This window comes from Aquabacter sediminis (genome assembly GCF_028863665.1).
In the GTDB taxonomy this organism is placed as follows: domain Bacteria; phylum Pseudomonadota; class Alphaproteobacteria; order Rhizobiales; family Xanthobacteraceae; genus L1I39.
The window spans coordinates 393,103-411,608 of record NZ_JARBFX010000002.1 but is presented as its reverse complement, the minus strand read 5'-3'; the positions used below and the strand labels follow the sequence as shown (position 1 = coordinate 411,608).

Genomic DNA, 18,506 nt, shown 5'->3' with positions numbered 1-18,506 from the left:
GCGCCGGGCGTCATCGCGCCGGCCGCATGCCGAACCTTCCGCGCCCGTGACGGCGGCGCGGGGGACATGATCGGCACCGGGCGCAGGCCCGGTGCCGGGTGCCGTCAGAGCGGCCTCAATTCCCGTGCGAGAAATTGTCGACCTTGATGTTGATGAGGGCCGGGGTCAGGGTCTTGATCCAGGCTTCTGACTTCTGCCCCACAGGCGGCATGAGCTGGGAGGCGGGGAAGATCATCATCTTGTCCAGCACGTCGAAGGAATAGCCGGGCACGCGCTTGGTGGTGCCGATGAGCTGGTCCTCGATCCCCTGCCCGTCGGCGCGGATTTCCACCGGGCGGCCGAAGGCCTGGAATTTCAGGCCGGGCATGGCGGCTGCCACCTGCTCCTTGGTCGGCCACTTGCCGCCATTGGCGACCACCGCCTTGTCATAGACCGCCTGGAGAGCGGCAAAGGCCTGGGCCATGTGGAACACCGAATAGATCGGATAGTGCCCGGTCTTGGCCTTGTAGGCGTCGATGAAGGCCTTGAACTTGGGATCGCCCTTCATTTCAGGATGAAGGAAGTAATGATCGCCGCGCCCGCCCACGATCACGCCCTCGGGCAGATCGTTGCCGAGACGCTCCAGGGAGCTTTCCGCCAGCGGCAGCACGAACTGGGAGGTACGGAACAGGCCGCGCTGGTTGGCCTGACGCACGAAGGTGTCGAGATCGCCGCCCCAGGAGGTGGAGAGGATCACGTCCGGGCGCAGGGCCAGCAGGCGGGAGACTTCGGTGGAGAAGTCCGGCGCGCCGAACTTGGGGAAGAACTCGGCCACCACCTTGGCGTCGGGCTTCAGCACCTTCAGCGCCTCGGAGAAGATGGCCCAGCTGTCACGGCCCCAGGCATAGTCCTGGTTCACCACCGCCACCGTCTTGAAGTCCGGCTTGGTCTTCAGGAGATAGAGCAGGGGGGCGAGCACTTCTGGGGTCGCATTGGCCTGGGTGCGGAAGACGTAGGAATACTTGTCGTCTTCCAGGATGCGCTGGGTGCCGCAATCCCACATGAAGTTGAGGACCTTCAGGTCCTCCGCCAGCGGCGCGATCTTGTTGCAGACGCCGGACGAGATGGACGCGAACATCACATCCACCTTGGTGTCCTGCACCATGCGGCGGTATTCGGTCATCAGCGTTTCGATGCCGGCGCCCTCGTCGATGAAGTAGAGCTTCACCGGGACGCCCTGAATGCCGCCCTTCTTGTTGATGTCCTCGGCCAGAAGCTCGGCCGCGTCACGCGCCGGCACGCCGAAGACGGAGGCGGCGCCGGAGCTGTAGGTGGTGATGCCAATGCGCAGCTCGGCCGGCTTATCCTGGGCCAGCGCCGGCATGAGGCTCATGAGCGACAGCCCCGCGGCCGCCAAGAATCGACGGATCATGGTCGGCGTTCCTCCATCCCGCTTGATGCGATGATTATTCCCGTGCCCGCCCGAAGCGGAGCGGGTGCATCTTGTGTTCTGGGCGGGCTATCTCAAAAGACTATTTTGACTTGGATGCCATAGCGAAATCTTCTGGCATCCCGCATGGTCCTCGGCGTGATGCCGGCCCGCGCCTACTCGATAAATGTCATGGAAATCTCAGGCTCGGCTTCTGGCCGAGCCAAGACAATTTGGGTGCAGAAAGGGGAGCGTGACACTGGCAGTGGAGTGAAAGGCTCTCGACTCTGCCCCCGTGAGCGTCTTTATACAATGTTGGACAACGCGTGTGCGTCATGAAGAGGCTGCAATAATGCGTAAGATTTCAATTCTTCTGCTCCCGTTGCTCTTGGGTGCGTGTGCCAGCGCGGAAACCGTGCGCACCGCGCAGAACGAAGCTATCATCAAGGCAAAGGTGGACCCGGAATGCGGGAGCAGCCAGGCGGCGGCCGTGGCGGCGAAGGCGGCGGCGGTGGAGACGATCCGGTCCGGATTCGACCGCTACCAGGTGCTGGGCGAGCAGAGCGCCAACAATGTGCGCTATGTGCAGCGGCCGGGGACCTATGAGACGGTCCGCACCACACAGCCCAACGGGCAGGTGACCACCACCACGTCCTACCGCCCGGGACCGACCGTTCCCACCGGCAGCTACAACCAGGACTTCTATATCCGCATGTTCAAGGACGGCGAGCCCGGCAGTGAGAATGCCATCTCCGCCCGCGAGACGCTGGGTCCCGACTGGAAGCGCATCGCCGACGAGGGGGCGCCCACCAGCTGCTTCTGATCCCCTTGGGAAGCCGTCAGGCGGCGCTGTCGGCGTCATCCTCTGGCGCGATCAGGCGTGCGCCCCAGGCGCCCTCCTGCACCAGGCGCACCAGGGTGGCATGGGCCAGTGCGTCGATGGCGCGCACGGCATTGGAGAGCGGTCGGTCGGAGGGGCAGACGATGTGCAGGTCGCGGGTGAGCACGGGCACGCCCACCGGCCAGGCGCGCAGGCGCCCCTCGCTCACCTCCCGCTTCACCGCCGCCTCCGGCAGGATGGCGTAGCCGAGCCCGCCTTCCACCAGCAGCTTGATCTGGCCGTAGGTGTCGATGTCGATGACGGTGGAGAGCCGCACGCCTTCGGACAGTGCCCGCTCCTCGATGAGTTCGCGCAGGCCGTGGCCGGGGCTCGGCAGGATGAGGGTCAGTTCCGCCACCTGGGAGAAGGGTACCGGCCCCGCCTGAGGTGCATCCGGGCTGGGGGAGAGGGCGGAGCCGATCAGGCAGAGGTCCTCGGTGAGGATGCGCCGGGCTACCAGCCCCCGGTCGTTCACCGTGCGATAGAGGATGCCGAGGTCGATTTTGCCTTCGCGCAGCCAGTCCAGCACGAAGCCGCTCATGGCCTCGGCGACGCGCAGCTTCACTTTCGGATAGCGCCGGCGCGCCTCGGAGATGAGCGGCACGCACAGCATCTGGCTGATGGTGCCGGGCATGCCGAACCGCACTTCGCCAGAAGGCTCGCTCATGCCGCCGCGCACCGCCTCCCGCGCCACCTCCATCTGGCCCAGTATGAGCCGGGCATGGCGCACCAGCGTTTCCCCCGCTTCCGTCGGGCGCACGCCCTGCGGGTTGCGGAACAGAAGCTCGACGCCGAGATCCTGCTCCATGTTGCGCACATGCTGGCTGAGCGCCGGCTGGGCGACCCTCAGCCGGTGCGCCGCCTTGGAGAACGAGCCCACCTCGACGATGGTGACGAAATAGCGAAGCTGGCGCAGATCCATGGCGTTCCCGGTCGCCGGCTGGCCCGGCTGTGAAGGCGACGGCAGCATGTGCCGTGCCGCTCCGTGTCAGAGCGCCACCATATAACGCTGTGCACGCGCTTCGGGCAAAAGTTATGGCCGCGCGCCGCAGCGAAAGCTGGGGATGGGCTATCGCGCCAGGAGGTCGAAGCGGTGGGGCTGGGGCAGGAGAACGCCGCCTTCGGTGGGCGCGCCTTCCTGCGCGACCAGTTCCGTCACCCGCGCCCGTTCCCGCTCGGCGGTGGCGGTGCGGGCGGGGTCCACGGCCACGATCATGGCCAGGAAGGCGTCGGCATCTGCAAAGCGGCGCACATCGTCATATTCCCCACTGGCGAGCCGCCTCACCTCGCCCGTCTCCACCGCCGCCGCAAGGGCCGCCTGGGCGGCGGCGCGGATGGGGGTCTCGTCCTCCACGGGCAGCATGGCGCGGAAGAAGGGGCCTTCCGCCAAGGGCTCGATCACCAGGACGGGGCCCTTGCTGACGCGGACCGCCTCCTTCAGCGCCGCGCTCATGAGCGGGACCGGCACATGGTGGAGGGAGTTCAGGAACACCACCCGATCGAAGCTGGCATCGGGGAAGGGCAGGGCCTCGGCACCCGCCTGCCGGAACTCCGCATCCGGCGCACGGCTGCGGGCGGTGGCAAGCGCCGCCTCCTGCGGATCGACGCCGGTCACCTTGGCGCCTTTCGCGCTCAAGGCGCGGGCGAGCCCGCCGCCGCCGCATCCCACGTCCAGGATGGACAGGCCCTCCAGCGGGCCGATCTGAGCGGCGATGATGTCCAGCGTGACGCCCACCGGGCGGCTCAGGGAGGGGGCGGTCGCATCTGGCATGGGGCGTGTTCCGGATCAGGCGGTGACGCGATGGGCGGGAGAGAACTCCTCCCGTAGCGCGTCGCTATGTTCGCCCAAAGCCGGGACCGGGCCAAAGGTGGGCAAGGTGTGGTCGATCAGCGCGCCCGGTGCCAGATAGCGCACGGGGCCGGACGGCGTGTCCACCGTCACGTAGCGGTTCTGGGGATGGCGCACCAGGTCGTCCATGGTGCTGACCCGCCCATAGGCAATGCGCGCCTTCTCCAGCCGGTCCACGATGGTCTCGCGCGGCGCGGCACTGAAGGCAGCGCCGATGATGGCGTCGAGCGCCGGCCGGTTGGCCACCCGCAGATTGTTGCTGGTGAAGCGGGGATCGATCGCCACTTCCGGGCGTCCCAGCACGTCGGCGCACAGCATTGCCCATTCCCGCTCGTTCTGGATGGAAATGAGCACCGCCTTGCCGTCGCCGCAGGCATAGGCGCCATAGGGCGCGATGGTGGGATGACTGAGGCCCGCCCGGTCCGGCGTCTTGCCGCCATAGGCAAATTGCAGATAGGGCACGTTCATCCAGTCGGCGAGCGCGTGATAGAGCGAGACCGCGATGTGCCGCCCCTCGCCGGTGCGCTCCCGGGCAAACAGGGCCTGGAGCACCGCCTGGAAGGCCGTCATGCCGGCCGCGATGTCGCACACGGAGACGCCGACCCGCGCAGAGCCGTGCTCGTTGCCGGTGATGGAGGACAGGCCGCTCTCCGCCTGCACCAGGAGATCATAGGCTTTGAGGTCCCGGAACGGGCCCTCGTCGCCATAGCCGGAGATGGAGCAGGTGATGAGGCGGGGATTGGCGGCGCGCAGCTTGTCCGGGGCAAAGCCCAGGCGGTCGATGGCACCGGGGGCGAGATTCTGGATGAAGACATCCGCCTGCGCCACCATCTGAGCGAGGATGGCCAGGTCGTCGCGGGCCTTCAAATCGAGGCAGACGGATTCCTTGCCCCGGTTCAGCCAGACGAAATAGGCGCTCTCGCCATGGACAAGGCTGTCATAGTTGCGGGCGAAATCCCCTTCCGGCCGCTCCACCTTGATGACCCGCGCGCCCGCGTCCGCCAGCCGGCCGGACACATAGGGCGCGGCCACCGCCTGTTCCACCGAGACGACGAGGAGGCCTTCGAGATCGCGCTGCATCTGTGCTCCGCCATGCTGCTTGCGGCTGTCTTTGGGGATGGAGGGCCGGCAAGGCGGCCTTTCCCATTGAACGGCAAACTTGCCGGGCCGCCGCCAGAATACAAATATAAGTGTGGCCTAGCTGGCATATGGGAAAGTTATATTGAAGCGCCGTAGGGGAAGGTTCGGTCATAGCGCGGACTTATGGCGGCGAGCGCAATTCCCTATTTCGCATGTTGCTGCGGCGCGCTCACTGTTCCCCGCCAAACGGGCGTGCGGCATGCGCCGCCGGACCGCGCGACAAGGGCCGCAAGACAAGGGCCACAAGACAGGGGCTGATCGGGAGGACCTATGGCCGAAGAAACCCAGACCCTCGCCCGCTTCGTGGCGGATCTTCGCTTCGAGGATATTCCCGCCCCAGTGGTGGCCCGGGCCGAGCGGCTCATCCTCGACTTCTTCGGCAATGTGGCGCGCGGTGGGGCGGAGGCCGATTCGTCGCCTTCCGTCATCGCGATGGTGGATCGCCTGGGTCTTGGCGGGGCGGGGGACTGCACCGTCATCGGGCAGGCGCGCACCTATGGCCCGGCGGCGGCGGCGCTTTTGAACGGCACGTTCGGCCATTCGCTGGACTTCGACGATACCCATGCCGCCTCGTCGCTCCATCCGAGCGCCCCGGTGGTGTCGGCCGCGCTGGCGGCGGCGGAAATGGCGGGATCGAGCGGGCGGGACTTCGTGGTGGCGGTGGTCGCCGGCTATGAAGTGTGCTGCCGGCTGGGCCTCGCACTCGATCCCACCGTGCATTACGGGCGCGGCTTCCACCCCACCGCCACGGCCGGCGCGTTCGGCGCGGCGGCGGCGGCCGGCAAACTGCTGGGCCTTGATGCGGCGGGCATCGCCTGCGCTTTCGGAGTGGCGGGCAGCCAGGCGGCGGGCTCGCTGCAATTTCTGGTCAACGGCGCCTGGAACAAGCGCTACCAGGTGGGCGCATCGGCCATGAACGGCCTGATCGCCGCAACGCTTGCCGCCGAGGGCTTCAAGGGCGCGAGCGAGGCGGTGGAAGGCAAGCACGGCTTCCTGCACGCTTACACGGACGGCGCCGACCCGGCGAAGGCAGTGGCGGACCTTGGCACCGTCTGGGAGACGCTCCTCATCGGCCTGAAGCCTTATCCCTCCTGCCGCTACACCCATGCGGCCCTCGACGGCCTCCTGAAGCTGCGGGAGACCCACAAATTCTCCGCCGCGGACGTGGTGAAGGTGCGCGTGGGCCTCCATCCGAACGGCATCACGCTGACCGGCGCACCGCTCGCCGACAAGCGGCGGGCGCGCAACGTGGTGGACGGGCAATTCTCCATGCCCTTCACTGCCGCCATCGCACTCGACCAGGGTTCTTTCGGCTGGGACGATTACCGTCGGCTGGGGGAGGGGGCCATTGATGCCCTGTGCGACCGCATCGAGGTGGTGGCCGACCCGCGCCTCGAAGGCCGGCCCCACCCCTTCGGCGCTGAAGTCAGCGTAGAGACCACCGCCGGCACCCACACTGCCAGCATTCCCGATCCCTCCGGCGAGCCGGAGAGCTTCCCGACCGATGCGGCATTGGCGGGCAAGTTCGCCACTTTGGCCGGCCCCGTGCTGGGCGAGACGGCGGATACCCTGTGCGGCGCCATCCTGGACGCCGCCCGCCAGCCCAAGGTGGCGGACCTGCTGGCCCTCTCGCGCCCGGCCGCCTGAGCCTTTTCCCTTCCGGCCGCAGGCCCCCCGGCTGCGGTCCGGCCTTTCACCACCGGGGACAAGGCGCCGGAACAGGCGCCACAGGGCGGACGGGGCCGGGACCATCGGGCTTGCGCAACCCAAGCAAAGCACCGTCGGCCGGGCTCCCGGGCAATGTCAGGGAGAAACGAAATGAACGATCCAAGGATGAAGATCAGCCGCCGGCATGCCTTGCTGGGCGGTGCCCTCTCGCTCGGCGCATTGGCGGGCGGGACGGGCCTGATCACGAGCGCCTCGTCGGCCTTCGCCAAGGCCCCGCTGGTGGGCAAGCCGGCCCCCTATTTCTATCGCTTCAAGTTCGGCGACGGGGAAATCACCGTGGTGTCCGACGGCACGTTGCCGCTGGGCGACCCCCACACCAATTTCACCGGCCTTTCCGCCGCCGACATGGACAAGCAGCTGAAGGACAATTTCCTCCCCCTCTCCAATGCGGTGCTGGAGCAGAACATCCTGATCCTGAACACCGGCGACAAGCTGATCGTGTTCGACACCGGCATGGGCTCTTCCAAGCTGTTCGGCCCCACCACCGGAAAGCTGATGCAGACCATGAAGGAGGCCGGCATCGACCCCAAGGATGTGGACGCCGTGGTGATGAGCCACGCCCATATCGACCATTGCGGGGGCTGCATGGCCGATGACGGCTCGCGCAACTTCCCCAACGCGCAATTCTACATCTCCCAGGCCGATTACGATTACTGGACCGACGAGAAGACGGTGGGGCCGAACCTGAAGGCCTTCCTTGACCAGGCCCGCAAGAACCTGGTGCCCAACCGCGACCGCATGGTCTTCTTCAAGGACGGCCAGGAATTCCTGCCCGGCATCACCGCCATCTCGGCGCCCGGCCACACGGTCGGGCACACGGTGTTCATGATCAATTCGGGCGGCAAGTCGCTGTGCTATATCGGCGACTTGGCGCACCACCCGGTCCTCCTGCTCCAGGAGCCCTTGACCGAATTCGTCTATGACACCGATCCCAAGCAGTCGGCCCAGTCGCGGGTGAAGATCCTGACCATGCTGGCAGCCAACCGCATCCCGGTGCTGGCCTATCATTTCGCCTGGCCGGGCTTCGGCCATGTGGCGGCGCAGGGCCAGGGCTTCCGCTATTATCCCGCCCCCATGGTCATGGAAATGTGAGAGCCGGGGCGGGGGCGGCGCAGTCCGCCCCCGCCTCTGGCAGCCTGAAAGGTCCGTTGAATGAACCCCGCCGTGGTCATCGCAGAGGAGGATGTGGTCGCCTCCGTCGCCGACGCGCTGCAATACATCTCCTACTTCCACCCGGCGGATTTCATCGCCCATCTCTCCAGCGCCTATGAGCGGGAAGCCTCCCCCTCGGCGCGGGATGCCATCGGGCAGATCCTGGTGAATTCGCGCATGGCGGCTTTGGGGCACCGGCCCATCTGCCAGGATACCGGGCTCGTGGTGGCCTTCGTGAAGGTGGGCATGGAGGTGCGCTTCGCCACGGATCGCCCACTTGCCGACCTCATCCATGAGGGCGTGCGCCGGGCCTATCTGAACGAGACCAATCCGCTGCGCGCCTCCATGGTGGAGGACCCGCTCTTTGCCCGCCGCAACACCCGCGACAATGCGCCTGCCGTGGTGCATGTGGAACTGGTGCCGGGCCGCACGGTGGAAATCACGCTGGCGGCCAAGGGCGGCGGCTCGGAGAACAAGGCGCGCTTTGCCACCCTCAATCCCGGCGCCTCGGTGGTGGACTGGGTGCTGAAGACCGTGCCGGAGCTGGGCGCGGGATGGTGTCCGCCCGGGGTCATCGGCCTCGGCATTGGCGGCTCGGCGGAAAAGGCCATGCTGATCGCCAAGGAGGCGCTGCTGGAGGAGATCGACATGACCGATCTCCTCGCCCGTGGCCCCGCCAACAAGATCGAGGAATTGCGCATCGAGCTTTACGAGAAGATCAATGCGCTGGGCATCGGCGCGCAGGGTTTGGGCGGGCTCACCACCGTGGTGGACGTAAAGATCGCCACCTATCCCACCCATGCGGCCTCCAAGCCCGTGGCGCTCATTCCCCAATGCGCCGCCAACCGCCATGCCACCCTCGTGCTGGACGGCTCCGGCCCCGTGCGGCTCGATCCGCCGGACTTAGCGTTGTGGCCGCAAGTGGCCGTTGATGCCGCCACTTCCGCCGCCCGGCGGGTGGACCTGGATCACCTCACCCGCGCCGAGGTGCAAAGCTGGCGGCCAGGCGAGAAGCTGCTTTTGAACGGGCGCATGCTCACCGGCCGCGATGCCGCCCACCAACGCATGACCGCCATGCTGGCGCGGGGCGAGGATTTGCCCGTGAGCCTGAAGGACCGGGTGATCTATTATGTGGGCCCGGTGGACCCGGTGGGGGACGAGGCGGTGGGTCCCGCCGGCCCCACCACCTCCACCCGCATGGACCCCTATACGGACCAGATCCTCTCCACCGGCCTCCTCGCCATGGTCGGCAAGGCGGAGCGGGGGCCGGTGGCCATCGAAGCCATCGCCCGCCACAAGGCGGCCTATCTCATCGCCATTGGCGGGGCGGCCTATCTGGTCTCCAAGGCCATCAAGGCGGCGCGGGTGCTGGCCTTCGAGGATCTGGGCATGGAGGCCATCTACGAATTCACCGTGGAGGACATGCCGGTCACCGTGGCAGTGGATAGCGCCGGCCAGTCGGTCCATTCGCTCGGTCCCGCGCTCTGGCGGGAGAAGATCGCCCGCGGGGAGACGGCGCCGGTCTGACAGTGGCTGTGCGGGTAGGGAATCGCAACTGGCTATAACTTTCCTGGATGGTGTGTCATCGCAATTTCCAGTCTTCCGATGGAGGCGCCGCGATTGCTACCAACCCCGCACGCTGGTCCGCTCGATCCCGACTATGCAACGAGCGGCGCCACGCACCATGTCAGATGAGGATCCCGCCATGTCGCAAGGCCTGGACATCGAGTTGCTGCGCGGCTGGATCGGCCGCACCGATACCGCGTCCGACGAGGTGACCCCCCAGAAGGCACGCGAGATGCGCGTGACCCTTGACCAGGATCCGGGCACGCCGCAGGCGGGGGATGCCGCCATCCTCACGGCGCATTGGTGCCTCGCCCAGCCGACCGTCCCCCTGCGTGCCGTCGGGCCGGACGGGCATCCGGCGCGCGGCGGCTTCCTGCCTCCGGTGCCGCTGCCGCGCCGGATGTGGGCGGGCGGGGAACTCCAGTTCCTGGACGCTGTGCGGGTGGGCGATGAGGTGACACGGACCTCGCGCATCGCCGACGTGGTGGTGAAGGAAGGGCGCACCGGCATCTTGTGCTTCGTCACCGTGAACCACGAGATTTCGACGCCGCGCGGCCTCGCGGTGCGGGAGCGCCAGGACATCGTCTATCGCGGCGTCGATGCGCCCGCCGGCGGGCAAGGCAAGGCCGAGCCGCCCCGCGCGGCCACCTGGCAGGAGAGCGTCGATGCCGGACCGGTGATGCTGTTCAGATACTCAGCCATCACCTTCAACAGCCACCGCATCCATTATGACCGCACCTATTGCGAGGTGGAGGAAGGCTATCCGGGCCTCGTGGTGCACGGGCCGTTGCAGGCGACGCTATTGGTGGAGTTCGCCGCCCGTCTCCTCGGTCGCCCGCCGCAAGTGTTCTCCTTCCGCTCGGTGCGGCCCATCTTCGATGGCGCCCCGCTGACCCTCAATGCGGTGGAGGGCGCCGACGGGCTGGAGCTTTGGACCGCCGATGCGGAAGGCCGCGCCGCCATGCTGGCGCAGGCGCGCTGAAGGCGGGCGCGGGGGGCGTGACACCGCGCCCCTGCGGCCGCCGCGCCCGCGCTCGCGTTTCCCGCTTTTCACCGGCGCACGGCCGGGGCAAATAGCGTGAGTGTGAGTCGCGCGGCGCACGCTGGCGAAGGCCCGGCGCGCAGGCGCGGCCCCGACCGGCCTCAGGCCGTAAGACCATCAAGGGAGGCACATATGCGTATCCGCGCCGCCGTTCTTCATTCCTCGCCAATTGCCAAGCCCTATGCCGAGACGCGGCCGCTGCGCATCGAGACCATCGAGCTGGACCCGCCGGGGCGCGACGAGGTGCTGGTGAAGATCGCCGCCGCGGGCCTGTGCCATTCCGACCTGTCCGTCATCAATGGCGACCGGCTGCGCCAGAACCCCATGGTGCTCGGCCACGAGGCCTCCGCCGTGGTGGTGGAGACCGGCCCCGGCGTCACCGACCTTGCCCCCGGTGACCATGTGGTGATGAGTTTCCTGCCCACCTGCGGCACCTGCCCATCCTGCATGGAGGGCCGCGCCCAGTTGTGCGGACCGGGCCAGGCGGCCAATGGCGCCGGCCTTCTCATTTCCGGTGAGCGCCGGCTGCATTGCGATGACGGCACCGACGCCTATCACCATTGCGGCGTCTCGGCCTTCGCCGAATATGCGGTCATCTCCCGCCGCTCCATCGTCAAGATCGATCCCGAAGTGCCGCTGGTGGATGCGGCCCTGTTCGGCTGCGCGGTCATGACCGGCGTCGGCACGGTGGTGAACACCTGCCAGGTGAAGCCCGGCCAGAGCGTTGCGGTGATCGGCCTTGGCGGCGTCGGCCTGTCCTCGGTGCTGGGCGCCATTGCGGCGGGGGCCGATCAGGTGGTGGCCATCGATCTTTCCCAGGCCAAGCTCGATCTGGCGCGCGAGCTGGGCGCCACCGACACCTTCCTCGCCTCCGATCCGGACATCGTGGACAAGGTGAAGGAAATCACCAAGGGCGGCGTGGACCATGCCATCGAGATGGCCGGTTCCGCCCCCGCCTTCGAGCTGGCCTACAAGATCACCCGGCGCGGCGGCACCACGGCGACCGCGGGCCTTGCCAATCCCAATGCCCGCATCTCCCTGCCGCCGGTGCATCTGGTGGGCGAGGAGCGCACCATCAAGGGCAGCTATATGGGCAGCTGCGTGCCGCCCCGGGACATTCCCCGCTACATCGCCCTCTATAAGCGCGGCCGCCTGCCGGTGCATAAGCTGCTCTCCGGCACCGGCCCGCTGGAGGAGATCAACGCGGCGCTCGACAAGCTGGACCGGGGCGAGGTGGTGCGCCACGTCATCACGTTCTGACCGCTCCGCGCGGACAGGCACGAAACGAAACGGCCGGGGCATTGCCCCGGCCGTTTTACGTTGGAACGACTGCCCCTCAGCGCAGCGCCTGCTTGCGCTTGTCGTCTTCCTCGCGCAGCTCGTACCACATGGCATTGAGCACCGCGAACGCGCCCGCCAGCGGCAGGCCGAGCATCCAGGCGAAGTACCACATTGAAGTCTCTCCGTGATCGGTGCACCCCGCGCCGTCGGGCGCGGGGCAGGTTTCGCGTGCGCGCTTCAGTAAGCGTGGCCGTTCTTGTCGGACACCATGGCGGCGTCCACCTTGCCCCACATCACCTTGTAGACCCACGACGTGTAGGCCAGGATGATGGGCAGGAAGATCGCGGTCACCACCAGCATGATGAACAGCGTCATATGGCTGGAGGAGGTGTCCCACACCGTCAGGCTGGACCTCGGATCGATGGACGAGGGCAGGATGAACGGGAACATGGACACGCCCACCGTCGAGATGATGCCGAAGATGCCGATGGCCGAGGTGATGAAGGACAGGCCGTCCTTGCGTGCGCGCAGCATCACCAGGGTCAGCAGCGAGCCGAGACCGCCCAGCGCCGGAGCGAGCCACAGGATCGGATAGGCCCGGTAATTGGCGAACCAGGCGCCGGTTTCCATCACCACCGTCTTGGACAGCGGATTGGAGGGGCCGACGGGGTTGATCGCTGAGGTGATCTTGTAGCCCCCCACGAACTGGTGCAGGGCAAGTCCGCCCAGCGCGAACAGGACGATGGTGAGGATCGCCCCCACCGAGCCGACCGCGCGCGCCCGGTCGGCGATGGGGCCGTCGGTCTTGAACACCAGCCACGTGGCGCCGTGGGTGACCAGCATGGCCACCGACAGCAGGCCGCACAGCAGCGCATAGGGGTTCAGGAGACCGAAGAAGGTGCCCTCATAGGTGGAGTGCAGGTCCGCGTCGAAGTGGAACGGCACGCCCTGGAGCACATTGCCCACCGCCACGCCGAAGATCAGCGCGGGCACCGCCCCGCCGATGAACAGCGCCCAGTCCCAGCGGGTGCGCCAGGCTTCGTCCTCGCGCTTGCTGCGATACTTGAAGCCCACGGGCCGCAGGATGAGGGCCGCCAGGATGGCGAACATGGCGAGGTAGAAGCCCGAGAAGGACACCGCATAAAGCGCCGGCCAGGCGGCGAAGATGGCGCCGCCCCCCAGGATCAGCCACACCTGGTTGCCTTCCCAGACCGGGCCGATGGTGTTGATGACCACGCGCCGTTCCACGTCCGTCTTGGCGACGAAGGGCAGTAGGGACGCTACCCCGAGGTCGAAGCCGTCCATGATGGCAAAGCCGATGAGCAGCACGCCGAGCAGCACCCACCAGATCAGGCGCAGGACGTCGTAGCTTATGAGATCATGCAGGACCATGTCCGGTCACTCCGCAGGCGCGAGAACGGGAGGGGTGAGGAGGCCGGCTTCCGGCTGGGGATCCGGCTGCGGCCCCTTCTGGATGGCCCGCAGCATGAGGGTCATCTCGATGATGAACAGGACGGTGTAGATCAGCGCGAAGCCACAGATCGTCAGCAGCACCGTCGAGGCCCCGAGCCGCGACACCGCCGAGGCGGTGGGCAGCACACCCTCGATGATCCAGGGTTGGCGGCCGAACTCGGCCACGAACCAGCCGGACTCGGCGGCAATCCAGGGCAGCGGAATGGACACAACCGCCAGCTTCAGCAGCAGCGGGAAGCGGGTGAGCTGCCGCCGCGCGGACAGGAAGAAGAAGACCGAGAAGAACAGGATGAAGTAGAAGCCAAGTCCCACCATCACCCGGAAAACCCAGAACAGGGGCGCCACTTCCGGCACCGTGTCCCACGCTGCCTTCTCGATCTGCTCCGGCGTCGCCGTGCGCGGGTCGTCCACATACTTCTTCAACAGAAGCGCATAGCCGAGCACGTCGCTATTGTCCTCGAACGTCTTCTTCAGGTCCGCCGGCACCGGCTGGTTGCCCAGCGCCCGGATCTTCTGGAGGGCGTCATAGGCGATCACGCCGCGGACGATATGCCCCTTGGCGCGGTCCGCCAGCTCGGTGATGCCCATGACGGGCGTGTCGAGCGAGCGTGTGTCGATGAGGCCGCCGACCCAGGGGATCTCCACCGCATAATAGTTGGTGCGGGCCTTCTGGTCGGGGAAGCCGACCACGACGAAGGGGGCGGGCGCGGGCTCGGTGTGCCAGGTGCCTTCCATGGCCGCGAGCTTCATCTTCTGATGCTCGGTGGTCAGGTAGCCGCTCTCGTCGCCCAGCACCACCACGGAGAGGGCGGCGGCGAGGCCGAAGGAGGCGGCCACCGTCATGGAGCGCTTGGCGATCTCGATGTGCCGGCCCTTCAAGAGGTACCAGGCGGAGACGCCCAGCACGAACATGGAGGCCACCACATAGCCGGCCGAAACCGTGTGCACGAACTTGGCCTGCGCCACCGGGTTGAACAGCACGTCATAGAAGCTCGCCACTTCCATGCGCATGGTCTGCGGGTTGAAGGCCGCGCCCACCGGGTTCTGCATCCAGCCATTGGCGATGAGGATCCAGAGGGCCGAGAGGTTGGAGCCGAGCGCCACGCACCAGGTGGCGGCCAGGTGGCCCACCTTGGACATGCGGTCCCAGCCGAAGAAGAAGAGGCCGACGAAGGTCGCTTCCAGGAAGAAGGCCATGAGGCCCTCAATGGCCAGCGGCGCGCCGAAGATGTCGCCCACGTAATGGCTGTAATAGCTCCAGTTCATTCCGAACTGGAATTCCATGACGATGCCAGTGGCGACGCCCAGCACGAAGTTGATGCCGAACAGCGTGCCCCAGAACTTGGTCATCTGCCGCCAGATCACGCGGCCGGTCATGACATAGACCGTCTCCATGATAGCCAGCAGGATGGACAGTCCGAGCGTCAAGGGAACGAACAGGAAATGATAGAGCGCCGTCATTGCAAATTGCAGGCGCGATAGGTCGACGACATTCAGTTCCATGGTCCTCGCCAGCCTAAAGCCGGCCCTCCTCTCGTCTCGCGGCGCCCGGATGGGCGTATCTTCGAAATGCTCTTCAGTCCGGCCTCAGCGCGTTGAGCGCCGCGGCAAAGCCGGGCCCTCCGCGTCGCAACCGGGCCGTGATCCGTCCGCTGTCCATGATGATGATCTGGTCGGCGAGTTCGGCCTCGCGTCTGATGTGGGTGGCGATCACCAGTGAGCGACCGCCAGCCTGCTCCCTCAAACGGGTCAGAACGTCCACCGCCGTGGCCCCGTCCAGCCCCTCCGTCGGCTCGTCCAGCAGCCAGAGCGGGGTGTCCCGCAAAAGCAGCCGGGCGAGTGCCAGGCGGCGTCCCTGTCCGCCGGAAAGTCCCAGCCCGCCTTCGCCCAGGCGGGTCTCCAGGCCGAGCTTCAGTCTGGAAACGTCAGCCGCAACTCCCGCTGCGTCAAGTGCATTTAACAGCCCGAGATCGTCCTTTTCCGGCGCGGCGAGGCGCAGATTGCCGGCAATGGTATCCTCGAACAGCTCGGTGCGCTGGGTCAGCAAGGTGGCGGGCTCAGCCTGCAGCAGGCCGGCGCTCGGCGAAAGCTCCCCGGCGATCAGCGCCAGCAGCGTGGACTTGCCCGCGCCGCTCGGGCCCACCAGGGCGATCCGCTCGCCATGGCCCACCGTGAGGCAGATGTCGGACAGCACGTCCCGCGCGGCACCGGGATGGCGGAAGGCCAGTCCATTGGCCTGCACCGCGATGCCCGCTGGGGGAAGGGCGGGACGCGGCAGCGGCGCGTCGGGCACAAGGCGCGGGGCGATGCGGCGGGCGGCCAGCACGGTGCGGCCCAGTTCCACCGCCCCACGCCGCAACGCGCCGAAGGGCTCCAGCGCGCCGAGCGCCACCAGCAGCGCCATGGCCATGAGCGGCGCGTCGATGCGGCCCGTCTGCGCCAGCCAGAAGGTGGCCACCAGCATTCCGGCCAGAAGCAAGGTGGCGAGCGCGCCATAGCCTGCGGCCACCCGCACATCGATGCGGTTGAGCGCCTCGTCGGCTTGGGCAAGGCGGTCGTCCGCCAGGGCGATGGCCGCGCATTGGTCGGCGAGGCGCCCGGCCATGGCCAGTTCCGTCTGGCCGGCGGTGAGATCCACCGTCCGGGCCCGCAGCGCTTCCACCGCATGGGCGCGGCGGCGGGCGGCGGGGTGGGCAGCGCGGGCGGCGGCGAAGAAGACGCCGAAGCCGCCCGCCAGCATCACCAGGGTGAAGCCGAGGCCGAGCCAGGGCGACAGCAGGCCGAGCACCACGCCCGCCACGAGTGCCACGGCGCAGGCGGCCACAGTTGGAACCAGCACCCTCAGATAGAGGGTATCGAGGGCGTCGATGTCGGCGGTGAGGCGGAACAGCAGCTTGGCGGGGCGGGCGAGCAATTGGCGCGCGGCACCCGGCCCGGCCCAGCCCCGGAAGAGGCGCTCGCGCAGGTCCGCCAGCACGGCGAGGGTGGCATCGTGGGTGACGAGCCGCTCGCCATAGCGCGCCGCGGTGCGCGCCAGCGCCAGGAAGCGGATGGCGGCGGCCGGGGCAAACACGTCGAAGGTGAGCGCGGTGGCAGCGGAAAGCCCGGCGATGGCGGTGGCGGTGATGAACCAGCCGGAGACGCCCAGCAGGGCAACGCCAGCCAGGATGGTCACCGCCGCCAGCGCCAAGCCGGCGAGGACGCGGCCGCGATGCTGGGTCAGGAAGAGGGCGAGGACCGGCCAAAGCGGCGCGGCGAAGGCGCGGGCGCTCTTCATGCGCGGCACTCCCGCGCCTGCGGGCGCGCGGTCTGCGGCACGCCGTCCAGATGGACGATGCGGTCCATGCGGGCGGCAAGGTCGGGATCATGGGTGGCGACGATGAGCGTGCGGCCGGTGGCGAGCGCCAGCAGCCCGTTCGTCACCTGCGCGGCAGTGGCGGCGTCCAGGTGGGCGGTGGGCTCGTCGGCAAGGATCAGGTCCGCATGGGGCGCAGCGGCGGCGCGGGCGAGCGCAAGGCGCAGCGCCTCGCCGCCGGAGAGACCCGCCGCACTCTCGCCGATGACGGCGCCCGACATCCCGCCATGGGCATCGGTCACCGCATCGAGGGCGGCGAAGTGCATGGCTGTCCGTGCCGCCTCCTCGGTCAGTCCGCTGCGTCCCATGGTGATGTTCGCCTTCAAAGATCGGGCGAAGAAATGCGGGCGCTGGCCGATCCAGGAAATGCGCGAGCGCAAATTTGTCGCAGTTTCTTCCGACATCGGGATACCACCTATGCGCACCGAGCCGGCGTCCGGAGGGGCCAGTGCGGCAATCAGCGACAGGAGCGTGGACTTGCCGGAGCCGCTCGGGCCCATGATTGCGACCCGTTCCCCGGGAGCAACCTCCAATTGGAAATCTTCCAGGATGGCGCTCTCACTGCCATGCGAAAAACGCAGACCTTCCACGGCCACGTCCGGGGCTCCCGCGGGATTGGCGAGGGGGGCGGGGTGCTTCAGCGCGCCGGGCAAGGGCAGGCGCGGCTCATCCACGTCCTTCAGCGCCGCCTCGGCCGCCTGCCCGGCGGCGCGGTCGTGCCAGACGGCGGAGAGTTCGCGCAGGGGATCGAAGAAGGTGGGGGCCAGCATCAGCACGAACAGGCCCTCGCCGAGGCTCATCTGCCCGGCCCAGGCGCCGAATTCCAGCGTGCCCAGGAGGTGGAAGCCCACATAGACCGCGACCATTGCGACGCCAAGCGCCGAGAACAGCTCCAGCACCGCCGAGGACAGGAAGGCGATGCGCAGCACCGCCATGGTGCGCGCGCGCAGGTCCTGCGCGCTGTCCCGCAGGCGCAGGGCGGTGGTGTCCACCGCGCCCAGCGTGCGGATGGTGGCAAGGCCGCGCAGGCGGTCCAAGAGGAAGGCGTTCATGCCGCCCATTTCCTGCAATTGCGCTTCGCTCGCCGCCTTGGCACGCCACCCCACCAGCGCCATGAAGACGGGAATGAGGGGTGCCGCCACCAGCAGCACCAGTGCCGCCAGCCAGGACACAGCCGCCACCGTCGCCAGCAGAACGAGCGGGACGATGGTGGCCTTCATGCGCACCGGCAGGAAGCGTGAGCGATAGGGCAGGATGGCTTCCGCCTGCTCGGCGATGAGGCTCGCCGCGCGGCCGGACACGATGCGCCCGCCCGCCAGGGGCGAAGTGGCGGCGAGCGCTTCCACCGCATGCCGGCGCAATGCGCTGACCTGTGCGCGGGCGGCGCGAAAGGCGAGGCGGGTGCCGGCGGCATCCAGTCCCGCCCGCAGCAGGCCGAGCACGAGGACCCCCAGCGCGACCGGCAGGATGGAGGCCTGGAAATCGCCGCGCGCGGCACGGTCCACCGCATAAGCGATGAGGCCCGCCTGGGGGATCCAGATCAGCGCCGCCGCCACCTGCAGCAACGCGCCCGCTTTCAGGGCACGGGGACTGCTGGCGCCGGGCGAGCGTGTGGAACGGACGGGCACGAAC

The 18,506-nt window shown here is 67.9% G+C and carries 15 protein-coding genes; 6 read left to right on the top strand and 9 right to left on the bottom strand.

Annotated features, from left to right (window positions below):
• Positions 1-115: 115 nt before the first annotated feature.
• Positions 116-1,411: an ABC transporter substrate-binding protein gene (locus PV781_RS04875; protein ID WP_274774493.1), complete on the bottom strand. Its 1,296-nt coding sequence runs from the start codon at positions 1,409-1,411 to the stop codon at positions 116-118.
• A 349-nt stretch (positions 1,412-1,760) separates the two neighbouring features.
• On the opposite strand from PV781_RS04875, the gene PV781_RS04870 reads away from it, so the two are divergent.
• Positions 1,761-2,231 carry a hypothetical protein gene (locus tag PV781_RS04870; protein WP_274774492.1) on the top strand — a complete coding sequence of 157 codons (471 nt, stop codon included), beginning with the start codon at positions 1,761-1,763 and terminating at the stop codon, positions 2,229-2,231.
• Between the two features lie 16 nt (positions 2,232-2,247).
• Here PV781_RS04870 and PV781_RS04865 read toward each other — a convergent pair whose 3' ends face one another.
• The 3 genes from PV781_RS04865 to PV781_RS04855 all read right to left on the bottom strand — a co-directional run bounded on the left by PV781_RS04865 (position 2,248) and on the right by PV781_RS04855 (position 5,217).
• The gene (locus PV781_RS04865) at positions 2,248-3,258 is read right to left on the bottom strand and encodes a LysR family transcriptional regulator (RefSeq protein ID WP_274774491.1); all 1,011 of its coding nucleotides are present in this window, start codon (positions 3,256-3,258) and stop codon (positions 2,248-2,250) included.
• Positions 3,259-3,357: 99 nt separating this feature from the next.
• Positions 3,358-4,059: a class I SAM-dependent methyltransferase gene (locus PV781_RS04860; protein ID WP_274774490.1), complete on the bottom strand. Its 702-nt coding sequence runs from the start codon at positions 4,057-4,059 to the stop codon at positions 3,358-3,360.
• Positions 4,060-4,074: 15 nt separating this feature from the next.
• Positions 4,075-5,217, bottom strand: coding sequence for a CaiB/BaiF CoA transferase family protein (locus PV781_RS04855; RefSeq protein ID WP_274774489.1), 1,143 nt, complete (start codon positions 5,215-5,217; stop codon positions 4,075-4,077).
• Positions 5,218-5,547: 330 nt separating this feature from the next.
• On the opposite strand from PV781_RS04855, the gene PV781_RS04850 reads away from it, so the two are divergent.
• From PV781_RS04850 to PV781_RS04830, 5 genes are all read left to right on the top strand, one after another.
• Complete coding sequence (locus PV781_RS04850; RefSeq protein ID WP_274774488.1) at positions 5,548-6,924, top strand: MmgE/PrpD family protein; 1,377 nt, start codon at positions 5,548-5,550, stop codon at positions 6,922-6,924.
• Between the two features lie 171 nt (positions 6,925-7,095).
• The gene (locus PV781_RS04845; protein ID WP_274774487.1) at positions 7,096-8,097 is read left to right on the top strand and encodes an MBL fold metallo-hydrolase; all 1,002 of its coding nucleotides are present in this window, start codon (positions 7,096-7,098) and stop codon (positions 8,095-8,097) included.
• Between the two features lie 60 nt (positions 8,098-8,157).
• Complete coding sequence (locus PV781_RS04840; protein WP_274774486.1) at positions 8,158-9,684, top strand: fumarate hydratase; 1,527 nt, start codon at positions 8,158-8,160, stop codon at positions 9,682-9,684.
• Between the two features lie 178 nt (positions 9,685-9,862).
• Positions 9,863-10,705 carry an HTD2 family dehydratase gene (locus PV781_RS04835; protein WP_274774485.1) on the top strand — a complete coding sequence of 281 codons (843 nt, stop codon included), beginning with the start codon at positions 9,863-9,865 and terminating at the stop codon, positions 10,703-10,705.
• A 192-nt stretch (positions 10,706-10,897) separates the two neighbouring features.
• Entirely contained in the window at positions 10,898-12,025 is a 1,128-nt protein-coding gene (locus PV781_RS04830) for a zinc-dependent alcohol dehydrogenase family protein (RefSeq protein WP_274774484.1), read from the top strand.
• 76 nt (positions 12,026-12,101) lie between these two features.
• Here the strand turns inward: PV781_RS04830 and cydX are convergent, their stop codons facing one another.
• From cydX to cydD, 5 genes are all read right to left on the bottom strand, one after another.
• Positions 12,102-12,218: a cytochrome bd-I oxidase subunit CydX gene (gene cydX, locus PV781_RS04825; RefSeq protein WP_274774483.1), complete on the bottom strand. Its 117-nt coding sequence runs from the start codon at positions 12,216-12,218 to the stop codon at positions 12,102-12,104.
• A gap of 65 nt (positions 12,219-12,283) precedes the next feature.
• Entirely contained in the window at positions 12,284-13,438 is a 1,155-nt protein-coding gene (gene cydB, locus PV781_RS04820) for a cytochrome d ubiquinol oxidase subunit II (RefSeq protein WP_274774482.1), read from the bottom strand.
• A gap of 6 nt (positions 13,439-13,444) precedes the next feature.
• On the bottom strand, positions 13,445-15,022 hold the full coding sequence (locus tag PV781_RS04815; protein ID WP_274774481.1) for a cytochrome ubiquinol oxidase subunit I: 1,578 nt from the start codon (positions 15,020-15,022) through the stop codon (positions 13,445-13,447).
• A gap of 73 nt (positions 15,023-15,095) precedes the next feature.
• On the bottom strand, positions 15,096-16,796 hold the full coding sequence (locus tag PV781_RS04810) for an amino acid ABC transporter ATP-binding/permease protein (RefSeq protein ID WP_274774480.1): 1,701 nt from the start codon (positions 16,794-16,796) through the stop codon (positions 15,096-15,098).
• On the bottom strand, positions 16,793-18,502 hold the full coding sequence (gene cydD / locus PV781_RS04805) for a thiol reductant ABC exporter subunit CydD (protein ID WP_274774479.1): 1,710 nt from the start codon (positions 18,500-18,502) through the stop codon (positions 16,793-16,795). Before cydD ends, PV781_RS04810 begins: the two co-directional genes overlap by 4 nt.
• Positions 18,503-18,506: the final 4 nt, after the last annotated feature.

Coding starts and splice junctions, on each gene's coding strand:
- PV781_RS04855 (WP_274774489.1), bottom strand. CDS start 5,217: ATGCAGCGCGATCTCGAAGGCCTCCTCGTCGTCTCGGTGGAACAGGCG.
- PV781_RS04830 (WP_274774484.1), top strand. CDS start 10,898: ATGCGTATCCGCGCCGCCGTTCTTCATTCCTCGCCAATTGCCAAGCCC.
- PV781_RS04865 (WP_274774491.1), bottom strand. CDS start 3,258: ATGCTGCCGTCGCCTTCACAGCCGGGCCAGCCGGCGACCGGGAACGCC.
- PV781_RS04875 (WP_274774493.1), bottom strand. CDS start 1,411: ATGATCCGTCGATTCTTGGCGGCCGCGGGGCTGTCGCTCATGAGCCTC.
- PV781_RS04810 (WP_274774480.1), bottom strand. CDS start 16,796: ATGAAGAGCGCCCGCGCCTTCGCCGCGCCGCTTTGGCCGGTCCTCGCC.
- PV781_RS04840 (WP_274774486.1), top strand. CDS start 8,158: ATGAACCCCGCCGTGGTCATCGCAGAGGAGGATGTGGTCGCCTCCGTC.
- PV781_RS04815 (WP_274774481.1), bottom strand. CDS start 15,022: ATGGAACTGAATGTCGTCGACCTATCGCGCCTGCAATTTGCAATGACG.
- PV781_RS04860 (WP_274774490.1), bottom strand. CDS start 4,059: ATGCCAGATGCGACCGCCCCCTCCCTGAGCCGCCCGGTGGGCGTCACG.
- PV781_RS04850 (WP_274774488.1), top strand. CDS start 5,548: ATGGCCGAAGAAACCCAGACCCTCGCCCGCTTCGTGGCGGATCTTCGC.
- PV781_RS04870 (WP_274774492.1), top strand. CDS start 1,761: ATGCGTAAGATTTCAATTCTTCTGCTCCCGTTGCTCTTGGGTGCGTGT.
- PV781_RS04835 (WP_274774485.1), top strand. CDS start 9,863: ATGTCGCAAGGCCTGGACATCGAGTTGCTGCGCGGCTGGATCGGCCGC.
- cydX (WP_274774483.1), bottom strand. CDS start 12,218: ATGTGGTACTTCGCCTGGATGCTCGGCCTGCCGCTGGCGGGCGCGTTC.
- PV781_RS04845 (WP_274774487.1), top strand. CDS start 7,096: ATGAACGATCCAAGGATGAAGATCAGCCGCCGGCATGCCTTGCTGGGC.
- cydB (WP_274774482.1), bottom strand. CDS start 13,438: ATGGTCCTGCATGATCTCATAAGCTACGACGTCCTGCGCCTGATCTGG.